Annotated in this window: 9 protein-coding genes; 6 read left to right on the forward strand and 3 right to left on the reverse strand. The window is 73.4% G+C overall.

Annotation, left to right across the window (positions count from 1 at the left end; all coding sequences use genetic code 11):
• Positions 1-86 precede the first annotated feature (86 nt).
• The 3 genes from AB0N07_RS33955 (at position 87) to AB0N07_RS33965 (ending at position 2,693) form a co-directional block, all read left to right on the forward strand.
• Positions 87-284 carry a hypothetical protein gene (locus tag AB0N07_RS33955; protein WP_351475249.1) on the forward strand — a complete coding sequence of 66 codons (198 nt, stop codon included), beginning with the start codon at positions 87-89 and terminating at the stop codon, positions 282-284.
• Positions 284-2,371 (forward strand): 4-alpha-glucanotransferase, encoded by a 2,088-nt coding sequence (malQ, locus tag AB0N07_RS33960; RefSeq protein WP_365841752.1) that lies wholly within the window; start codon positions 284-286, stop codon positions 2,369-2,371. Before AB0N07_RS33955 ends, malQ begins: the two co-directional genes overlap by 1 nt.
• Before the next feature lie 70 nt (positions 2,372-2,441).
• Positions 2,442-2,693, forward strand: a complete 252-nt coding sequence (locus AB0N07_RS33965; protein ID WP_365841754.1) for a hypothetical protein — start codon at positions 2,442-2,444, stop codon at positions 2,691-2,693.
• A gap of 66 nt (positions 2,694-2,759) precedes the next feature.
• On the opposite strand, the gene AB0N07_RS33970 is transcribed toward AB0N07_RS33965, so the two are convergent.
• Positions 2,760-3,359: a TetR family transcriptional regulator gene (locus tag AB0N07_RS33970; protein ID WP_365841756.1), complete on the reverse strand. Its 600-nt coding sequence runs from the start codon at positions 3,357-3,359 to the stop codon at positions 2,760-2,762.
• A gap of 129 nt (positions 3,360-3,488) precedes the next feature.
• Between AB0N07_RS33970 and AB0N07_RS33975 the strand changes: the two genes are divergently transcribed.
• Positions 3,489-4,925 carry an FAD-dependent monooxygenase gene (locus tag AB0N07_RS33975; RefSeq protein ID WP_365841758.1) on the forward strand — a complete coding sequence of 479 codons (1,437 nt, stop codon included), beginning with the start codon at positions 3,489-3,491 and terminating at the stop codon, positions 4,923-4,925.
• Here AB0N07_RS33975 and AB0N07_RS33980 read toward each other — a convergent pair.
• Entirely contained in the window at positions 4,922-5,431 is a 510-nt protein-coding gene (locus tag AB0N07_RS33980; protein WP_365841760.1) for a MarR family transcriptional regulator, read from the reverse strand. The genes AB0N07_RS33975 and AB0N07_RS33980 overlap by 4 nt on opposite strands.
• A gap of 154 nt (positions 5,432-5,585) precedes the next feature.
• Here AB0N07_RS33980 and AB0N07_RS33985 point away from each other — a divergent pair, with 154 nt between their 5' ends.
• Both AB0N07_RS33985 and AB0N07_RS33990 read left to right on the forward strand, forming a co-directional pair.
• A complete protein-coding gene (locus tag AB0N07_RS33985) occupies positions 5,586-6,908 on the forward strand; it encodes an MFS transporter (protein WP_365841762.1) in 1,323 nt (440 codons plus the stop codon).
• Positions 6,905-7,837, forward strand: coding sequence for an EamA family transporter (locus AB0N07_RS33990; RefSeq protein ID WP_365841764.1), 933 nt, complete (start codon positions 6,905-6,907; stop codon positions 7,835-7,837). The genes AB0N07_RS33985 and AB0N07_RS33990 overlap by 4 nt, the downstream gene beginning before the upstream one ends.
• Before the next feature lie 171 nt (positions 7,838-8,008).
• Here the strand turns inward: AB0N07_RS33990 and AB0N07_RS33995 are convergent, their stop codons facing one another.
• Positions 8,009-8,914 (reverse strand): SDR family oxidoreductase, encoded by a 906-nt coding sequence (locus tag AB0N07_RS33995; RefSeq protein WP_365841766.1) that lies wholly within the window; start codon positions 8,912-8,914, stop codon positions 8,009-8,011.
• Between the last annotated feature and the right edge of the window lie 221 nt (positions 8,915-9,135).

A 9,135-nucleotide genomic window follows, 5' to 3' on the forward strand; every position in this document is an offset into this window, starting at 1 on the left:
TGGGTAGGGCTGCGTTGACCCGCAACCTCGCCGTACTCGAAAAGGAGGCCCCCGTGGCCGCACCGGCTTACCCCCTCTCCAAACCTGTGGCGCAGCTGCCGTCCCTCGATCCCGAGCCGCATTTCTGCGTCTTCAGCGCGGAGGGTGCCTGCGCCGAGACCCCCCTGACCAGCGAACCGCCACTGCCCGAGGCCGAGCCCCTCACCAGTGAGCCGCCACTCGCCGACGCCGCCCCCCTGACCAGCGAGGCGGTGGCCCCCGAGCCGGACGCTCCGAGGCACTAGTGACGGCGCAGGGGTCGGCCGACCCGCCCTCCGAGGAGCTGTCCCGGCTCGCCGCACTGCACGGCGTCGCCACCTCCTACAGCCCCTCCCCGGACCGCACGGTCGCGGCCTCCGCCACCGCAGTCACCCTCGCCCTCGCCGCCCTCGGCGTCGACGCGAGCACCGACGAACTGACCCGTGCCGCGCTCGCCGCCCGGGAGCGGGAGCTCGCCGAGCGGCTGCTGCCGCCGACGGTGGTCCTGTGGAGCGGAGCCACCTCCTCCGCCCTCGAAGCCCTCCCGGCCGGCACCCGGCTGCGCATCGAGACCGAGCAGGGCGAGACGCGCGCCTCTGCCGAGCAACTCCCGCCCGGCGTCCACCGGCTGACGGCCACCGCACCCGACGGCCGCAGCGCCGAGGCCCACCTCGTCGTCGCCCCGCCCCGGCTCCCCACCCCCACCGCACGCTCGTACGGCCTGCTCGTCCAGCTCTACTCCCTGCTCTCCCGGCGCTCCTGGGGCATGGGCGACCTCGGTGACCTCGCCGAGCTCACCGCCTGGGCCGGACGTACGCTCGGCGCGGGATTCGTGCAGGTCAACCCGCTGCACGCGGCCGTGCCCGGCGCGCCCACCGACCCCTCCCCGTACCGCCCCTCCTCCCGCCGCTTCCCCGACCCCGTGCATCTGCGCGTCGAGGACATCCCCGAATACGCCCATGTCGAGGACCGGGAGCGGGTACGGGCGCTGCTCGGGCGCGCCGCCGAACTGCGCGAGGCCGTGCTGGAGAAGGGCGCGCTGATCGACCGGGACGCCGTGTGGGAGCTCAAGCGGGAGGCGCTGGAGCTGATCCGCGAGGTGGAGCTCGGGCCCGGCCGACGCGCCGCGTACGTCGACTTCCTCGCCGAGCAGGGCGAGGCCCTGGAGGACCACGCCACCTGGTACGCCCTCGCCGAGGTGCACGGCTCCGACTGGAGCCGCTGGCCCGCACCGCTCCAGGACCCGCGCTCGGCCGAAACCGCCCGCGCCCGCGGGGAGCTGATGGACCGCGTCGACTTCCACTCCCGTCTCGCCTGGCTCACCGACGCCCAGCTCACCGACGCCCAGCGTGCCGCACGCGAGGCCGGGATGCCGGTGGGGATCGTGCACGACCTGGCGGTCGGGGTGCACCCCGGCGGCGCCGACGCCTGGGCGCAGCAGGAGTACTTCGCCGCCGGGATGTCGGTGGGCGCCCCGCCGGACGCCTTCAACGCGCGCGGCCAGGACTGGGGCCTGCCGCCCTGGAGACCGGACCGCCTCGCCGAGTCCGGCTACGCGCCCTACCGCCGCCTGCTGAAGGCCCTCTTCCGCTACGCCGGCGCCCTGCGCATCGACCACGTGATGGGCCTGTTCCGCCTCTGGTGGGTGCCCCAGGGCCACCCGCCCACGGAGGGCACCTACGTCCGTTACGACGCCGAGGCCATGCTCGCGATCCTCGTGCTGGAGGCCTCGCGCGCCGGGGCGGTCGTCATCGGCGAGGACCTGGGCACGGTCGAGCCGGGGGTGCGGGAGACGCTGCGCGAGCGCGGGGTGCTCGGCACCTCGGTGCTGTGGTTCGAGCGGGACTGGGAGGGCGACGGACAGCCGCTGCCGCCGGAGGCCTGGCGCGCCGACTGCCTCGCCACCGCCACCACCCACGACCTGCCGCCCACCGCCGCCCGTCTCACCGGCGAACACGTCGAACTCCGCGACCGCCTCGGCCTGTTGACCCGCCCGCTGGAGGAGGAGCGTGCGGAGGCGGCCCACGACACGGGGGAGTGGCTGGGCCTGCTCGTCCGCCTCGGCCTGCTGCACGGCACCGGCGGCGCGCACGGCGCGTCGGAGGAGGAGGCCGAGATCCAGGCGGTCCACCGCTTCCTGCTGTGCACCCCGTCCCGCATGATCGGCATCTGGCTCCCCGACACGGTCGGGGACCGCCGCCCGCAGAACCTCCCCGGCACCTGGGACCAGTATCCGAACTGGCGACTGCCGATCGCGGACGCGGAGGGCCGTCCGGTGACGCTGGAGGAACTGGCCGGATCGCCGCGGCTGCATGCCCTGATCGACGTACTGCGGACCGTACGGCCGGGATGAGGAGAGGGCCGATCTCGTAGAGCACCCCCCGGACGCGCGGCCCCAATCGTCGTTCGATACTTTTGACAGCGTGGACAAGAAGAACGCCCTGCGCGCCGGCGCCCTGGCCGCCGGTACGACGCTGATGATGCTGCTCATGTCGTCCCCCGCCTCCGCGCTGATCCGCGACGACGGCGACGACCCCGGCCACGGCCTGAGCGTCGGCGAGACGCTGGGCCTCTACGTCCTGGCCCCCCTGGCCCTGTTCGCGGTCATCGCGGGCCTGGTGATGGCGCTGGACAAGTCCAAGGACCGTCAGCCGAAGGCCAAGGCGAAGGCCTGACCTCACGTTTCCCGGGGGCGTCGGCCTCACCGTACGTACGGTGAGGCCGACGCCCCCGCTGTGTTCTCACGGGCTCGGGGCCGTCAGATACCGCTGCAGGGTGGGTGCGAGCCACGCCGTGATCTCCTCGGGGGGCAGTGCCACGGTCGGCGGGAACCGCAGGACGTAGCGGGTGAGCGCCAGCCCGAGCAGCTGCGCCGCGGCGAGCGCGGCCCGCGCGGGGGCCTGCTGGGGGTCGGGGCACACCGCGTAGGCGACCGGCATCATCTGGTCCCGGAAGATCTCCTGCATCCGCTCGGCCCCGGCCCCGTTGGTCGCCCCGACCCGGAGCAGCGCCGTCAGCACCTCGTTCTCCTCCCACATGCCGAGGAAGTGCGCGACGAGCCGCCAGCCGACCTCCTCCCGAGGTAGCGCTGCCATGTCCGGCATTCTCAGATCGATGGAGACGGCCGCCGCGAACAGGCCCTCCTTGTTGCCGTAGTAGCGCATCACCATCGACGGGTCGATGCCCGCGTCCCGCGCGATGGCACGGATGGTGGCCCGTTCGTAGCCGTCGGCCGCGAAGCGTTCGCGGGCCGCGACGAGGATGGCGTTACGGGTGGTCTCCGAGCGGCGGCGGGTGCCGCCGGAGCCGGGAGCCGTGCTGCTGCTGTCGCTGACTTTCACATCATCAAGCTTAGGCCAACGCGTGTTGGCCAACAAGTGTTGACTTCCCTCGCCCGGCCGCCCTACGCTCGTCAACAAGCGTTGGCAAACACATGTTGGCAAACAAGCGTTGGCAACAGGGAGGTCCTCATGAAGGCTCAGCACTCCGTGATCGTCGTCGGCTCGGGCCCCGCCGGTCTCCTGCTCGCCGGCGACCTCGCCACCGCCGGCGTCCCCGTCACCCTCCTCGAAAAGCGCCCGCACAGGATCAGCAATCTCTCCCGCGCCTTCGTCCTGCACGCCCGCACCCTCGAGCAACTCGACGCCCGCGGTCTCGCCGACGGTCTGGAGGCCATCGGCCGCCCCCTCGACAGCCTCCGCCTCTTCGGCCGCCTCACCATCGAACTCTCCACGCTCCCCTCCCGCTTCAACCACCTCCTCGTCATCCCGCAGTACGAGGTGGAGAAGGCCCTGGAGCGGCGCGCCGTCGAGGCCGGCGTGGACTTCCGCCACGAGACCGAGCTGACCGGGCTCGCGCAGGACGCGGACGGCGTGACGGTCGAGGTCCGCGGGCCCGGCGGGGCCGCCGACAGTCTCCGGGCCGCGTACGTGGTCGGCACCGACGGCATGCGCAGCGCCGTCCGCGACGCGATCGGGCTGCCCTTCCCCGGCCGCTCCGCCATCCGTTCCGTCGTCCTCGCGGACGTACGCCTCGCCGAGGAGCCCGAGAACCTGCTGACCGTCAACGCGGTCGGCGACGCCTTCGCCTTCCTCGCGCCCTTCGGCGACGGCTACCACCGCGTGATCGCCTGGAACCGCGCCCGCAACGTCCCCGACAGCGAGCCCCTCGACCTCGACGAGGTCAAGGAGGTCACCCGGCTCGCCCTCGGCCGCGACTACGGCATGCACGACGCCCGCTGGATGTCCCGCTTCCACAGTGACGAACGCCAGGCCCCCGCCTACCGGGTGGGACGCGTCTTCCTCGCCGGGGACGCCGCGCACGTCCACACCCCGGCCGGCGGTCAGGGCATGAATACCGGCCTGCAGGACGCGGCCAACCTGAGCTGGAAGCTGGCCGCCGTCGTCCAGGGCCACTCGGACGCGGCCCTCCTCGACAGCTACCAGGCCGAGCGCCACCCCGTCGGTGAGGCCGTGCTGCGCAGCAGCGGCGGCATCGTCCGCCTGGCGATGGCCAAGCGTCCCTGGGAACTGGGGCTGCGTGCCGCGCTCACCGCCTTCCTGGACACCGTGGCCCCGGCCCGGCGCAGGGCGGTCGGCCAGATCACCGGCATCGGCTACCGCTACCCCGCCCCCCGCGGCGCCCACCGCCTCACCGGCACCCGCGTCCCGGACGTCGCCCTCAAGGGCGGCCGCCTCTACGAGGCCCTGCGCGGCGGCAGGTTCGTGCTGATCACTCCCGAGGCCTACAAGGGCCGGGGAGCCCGCAAGGACCGGCTGGCCGTCGAGCGTTGGGCGAGCGATCGGCGCACCACCGTCCTGGTCCGCCCCGACGGGTATGTGGCCTGGGCGGCGGACTCGGCGGACGCGGGGCGCATCGAGGAAGCGGTGGCCCGGTACGTGGGCTAGTGCCCGGCCTCCAGTGTCCCCGCCAGCAATTGCCGGAGCAGGTCGGCCAGTTGGCCGGCCTGCTCGTCGTTCATGGTGGCCAGGGCCTCCGTCTGGACGGCGAGGCCCGCGCCGACCGCCTCGTCGATGACCGTGAGCCCCTTCTCGGTGAGCGTCACCTGGAGGGCCCGGCGGTCGTGCGGGTCGGGGGAGCGGCGCAGCAGACCGGCGCGTTCCAGTTTGTCCAGGCGGCCGGTCATGCCGCCCGTGGTGAGCATCAGGGTCGCCGAGAGCTGGCGCGGCGAGAGGGTGTACGGCTCCCCGGAGCGGCGCAGGGTCGCCAGCACGTCGAACTCGCCGCGTGAGATGCCGTGCGGGGCGTACGCCTTCTCCATGCGGTCGCCCATGGTGCGGGAGAGGCGGTAGATCCGCCCGAAGACCTCCATCGCCCTGGTGTCGAGGTCCGGTCGCACCCCCGCCCACTGCTCGATGATCGCGTCGACGGCGTCCTTGCGCTGTGCACTCATGCCCCGAGTATCCGCAAGCACAGAGTCACTCGCAAGAAAGTAGCTTGACGGAAAGTTGCTTGGCGCTAAGCTAATCACTGCCAAGCTAATCATCGCCAGGCTCCCTTGCGCTCGTCGCCGAGCCGCATCCCCTTCCGACTCCGAGAGGTCGACCGTGGAGAAACCGGACCGCATACCCGGCCAGTGGGCCCTGCCCGTCGCCGCCGCCGTCAACGGCGTCGGCACGGGCATGTACGTGCCCTTCACGCTGGTCTTCTTCCACTACGTCACCGGCCTCTCCTTCACCACCGTCGGGCTGGTGCTGACCGTGACCGGGCTCGTCGGCCTCGCCGCCCTGCCGCTGGCAGGAGCAGCCGTCGACCGGTTCGGCGCGCGGCCCGTGCAGCTCGCGCTGTACGGGGTGCGTGCCGCCGGCTTCGCCGTCTACCCCTTCGCCGGCTCCCTCGCCGCCTTCGCCGCGGTCGCGCTGGTCACCGCCGCGGCCGACCGCGCCTTCCCCGCCGTGCAGTCCTCGCTGCTCGGCGAGGTGGCGCGGGGTGCCGCGCGGGACCGGCTGCAGGCCGCCACCCGGGCGCTGCAGAACGGCGGCTACGGCGCCGGTGCCCTGCTGGCCACCCTGGTCATCGCCTTCGCCGGACCCGCCGGCTACACCTACGCGGCCTGGGGCAACGCCCTGTCCTTCGCCCTCGCCGCGCTGCTGCTGAAGCCGCTGCGGCCGTTGCCCGCCGCCGACGGTACGGCGGTCCGGCCGGCCGGGGCCGGCTACCGGCTCGTGTTCGCCGACCGGCCCTTCCTGGTCGTCACCGGCGCCAACTTCCTGAACGCGCTGAGCTATTCGGCCCTGCCCGTGCTCTTCCCGCTGTTCCTCGTGGAGTGGCTGCACGGGCCCGCGGCGCTCACCGGTGCCGCGTTCACGATCAACACGGTGCTGTGCGCGGCGGCCGGGGTGTACGTCGGCGGACGGGTGCGCAGGGCCGGTGCACGGCGAACCCGGGCGGCGGCGCTGGGTGGGAGCCTGTTCGCGGTGGCGTTCCTCGGGCTGATCGCGCTGGGCACCGTGCGGCCGGAGTCCGGGCCGGTGCTGGGCGGGGCCCTGGTCGCCGTGGTCGTCGTCTACACGCTCGGTGAGCTGATCCACAGTCCCGCCGCCGAGGTCCTCGCCGTGTCGGCGGCACCCGAGGCCGTGCGCGGCCGCTACCTGGCGGCTTATCAGATGTCCTGGTCGCTGGCGAAGGCCGTGGCGCCCTCGCTGTTCACGGCGCTGCTCGCGGTGGACGGCCGGGCGCCCTGGGCGGTCCTGATCCTCACCTCGGCGCTGGCGGCCGCCCTGCTGATCCGCACGGAACGCCGGCTGCCGGCCGACGCGGTACGGCCGGTCGCGGAGACCGTCGTACGCAGGACCTCCCCGCTCGCTTCCCGTGACTCCGAGGAAGCCCCGACCCTCACCTCCCGCCACCCCGAAGGAACCCGGTCATGAAACGGACCGCGACCGTCCTGCTCACCGCCCTCGCCCCCGTCTCCTGGGGCACCACCTACGCCGTCGCCACGCAGTTCCTCCCGGCCGACCGTCCCCTGTTCACCGCGCTGGCGCGAGCCCTGCCCGCCGGTCTGCTTCTGCTGGCCGTCACCCGGGTGCTGCCGCGCGGTGCCTGGTGGTGGAAGGCGGCCGTGCTCGGTGCGCTGAACATCGGTGCCTTCTTCCCGCTGCTGTTCCTGTCCGCGTACCGGCTGCCCGGCGGCATGGCGGCCGTCGTCGGCTCGGTCGGGCCGCTGTTCGTGGTCGGGCTGTCGGCGCTGCTGCTGGGGCAGCGGCCGACGGGGCGGGCGCTGGCCGCCGGGGTCGTGGCGGCGTTCGGCGTCAGCCTCGTCGTACTGAAGGCGGCCGGAGCGCTCGACCCCGTCGGTGTGCTGGCCGCCCTCGCCTCGTCCGCGTCGATGTCCACCGGCACGGTGCTGACCAAGAAGTGGGGGCGCCCCGAGGGGGTGGGCCCGCTCGCCCTCACCGGGTGGCAGTTGACGGCCGGCGGGCTGCTCATCGCCCCGCTCGCCCTCCTCGTCGAGGGCGCCCCGCCCGCCCTGGACACCCGCGCCATCGGCGGCTACCTCTGCCTCGCCCTCGCCAACACGGCCATCGCCTACTGGCTCTGGTTCCGCGGCATCGGCCGCCTCACCGCCACCCAGGTCACCTTCCTCGGCCCGCTCTCCCCGCTGACCGCGGCCGTGGTCGGCTGGGCGGCCCTCGGCCAGGCGCTCACCCCGGTCCAACTCGCGGGCATGGCGCTGGCGTTCGGGGCGACGGTGGCGGGGCAGGCGACAAGGCCCGCTCACCCCCGATCGTTCAGTTCTGCTGGAATGAACGGTCGAGAAGATTCGATGGACCTGACAGGTGTGTCGCTGCGACGTTGAAGCTCTCCGTGCAGGTGCAAGATGCGCTGGGAGGTGTGCGCCTCAGGATCGGGCCTGGGGGCCGGGCTCTTGGTCATGCCGAGGATGTCGTGCTGCCAGTCCAAGGCTCGCCGCGTGGCTTTTGGCGCGTTGCGGGCGGTGGCGGGGAGCCTGCGGAGCGGGCGCGGGCCGTCACGCGGTGAAGTAGTGCCCTTCCTCCAGGTCCTCGATCAGGCCGGGGCCCGTCGGCTCCCAGCCGAGCCACTTGCGGGTCAGTGTGTTCGAGGCCGGTACGTCGAGGCCTACGACGTGGGCCAGCCAGCCGAAGTGGGCGGGCGCCTCCTCGGCGGTGATGCTCCTGACCGGGACGTCCAGGTGGCGGCCGATGACGGCGGCGATGTCCCGGAACGGGACGCCCTCCTCGCCCACGGCGTGCAGCCGGGTGCCCGCGGGCGCCGACTCCACGGCGAGGCGGACCACACGGGCCGCGTCCGTGCGGTGCACGGCGGGCCAGCGGTTGGCGCCGTCACCTACGTACGCCGCGAAGCCCTTCTCGCGGGCGGTGGCGATCAGCATCGAGACGAAGCCCTTGTCCCCCCGGCCGTGCACGGTCGGGGAGAACCGGACGGCCGCCGACCTGACCCCGCGGTCGGCCAGCGCGACGGCCGCGTCCTCGTTGCGCGCGCGGACCGCCCCGAACGACTCCGGCGGGGCCGTGTCCTCCTCGGTGTTGAACCTGCCCGGCTGCAGCAGCGCCGTGCCGGAGGACATCACGAAGGGCTTGTCCGAGCCCTCCAGCGCCGCCCCGATCGCCTCGACGGCCCGCAGGTCGGCCGCGCACGCGGCGGCGAAGTCGAACGTTGCCGAGAAGTCGTGGATGAAGGCGAGGTGGGCGACGGCGTCGGCCGCGGCCGCCCCCTCCGCGAGACCTGCCGGGTCGGCGAGGTCCCCGCGGCGCACCTCGGCTCCGGCGGCCCGCAGCGCCTCGGCGGAGGCGCCGGAGCGGGCCAGCCCCGTGACCCGGTGCCCGGCGTCGAGGAGTTCGCGGACGACCGCAGAGCCGATGAAACCGGTCGCGCCCGTGACGAATACGCGCATGGTGCAGCCCTTCCAGGGTGGTGAGTGGATGTGCCTCCATCCTCCGGAGGGCAGGGTGGCCGCGTCCAAAGCCTGTTCCGCATCGAGCAATACGGTTCGGGCATCACCACAGGTGAGTAGGCTGGAGTCATGTTGCGTCCTGCAAGCTGGTCCAGGCTCGCGGGTGGGAGTCCCGTCCGGGTAGACACCGGAGTGCCCGGTAGCAGGTCCCGGTTCGTCGT

Origin of the sequence: Streptomyces sp. NPDC051172 (assembly GCF_040682555.1) — a bacterium.
Classification (GTDB): Bacteria; Actinomycetota; Actinomycetes; order Streptomycetales; family Streptomycetaceae; genus Streptomyces.

Excerpts from the sequence above, each read along its gene's own strand:
- AB0N07_RS33975 (WP_365841758.1), top strand. The coding sequence starts at position 3,489 with ATGAAGGCTCAGCACTCCGTGATCGTCGTCGGCTCGGGCCCCGCCGGT.
- AB0N07_RS33980 (WP_365841760.1), bottom strand. The coding sequence starts at position 5,431 with ATGAGTGCACAGCGCAAGGACGCCGTCGACGCGATCATCGAGCAGTGG.
- AB0N07_RS33990 (WP_365841764.1), top strand. The coding sequence starts at position 6,905 with ATGAAACGGACCGCGACCGTCCTGCTCACCGCCCTCGCCCCCGTCTCC.
- AB0N07_RS33995 (WP_365841766.1), bottom strand. The coding sequence starts at position 8,914 with ATGCGCGTATTCGTCACGGGCGCGACCGGTTTCATCGGCTCTGCGGTC.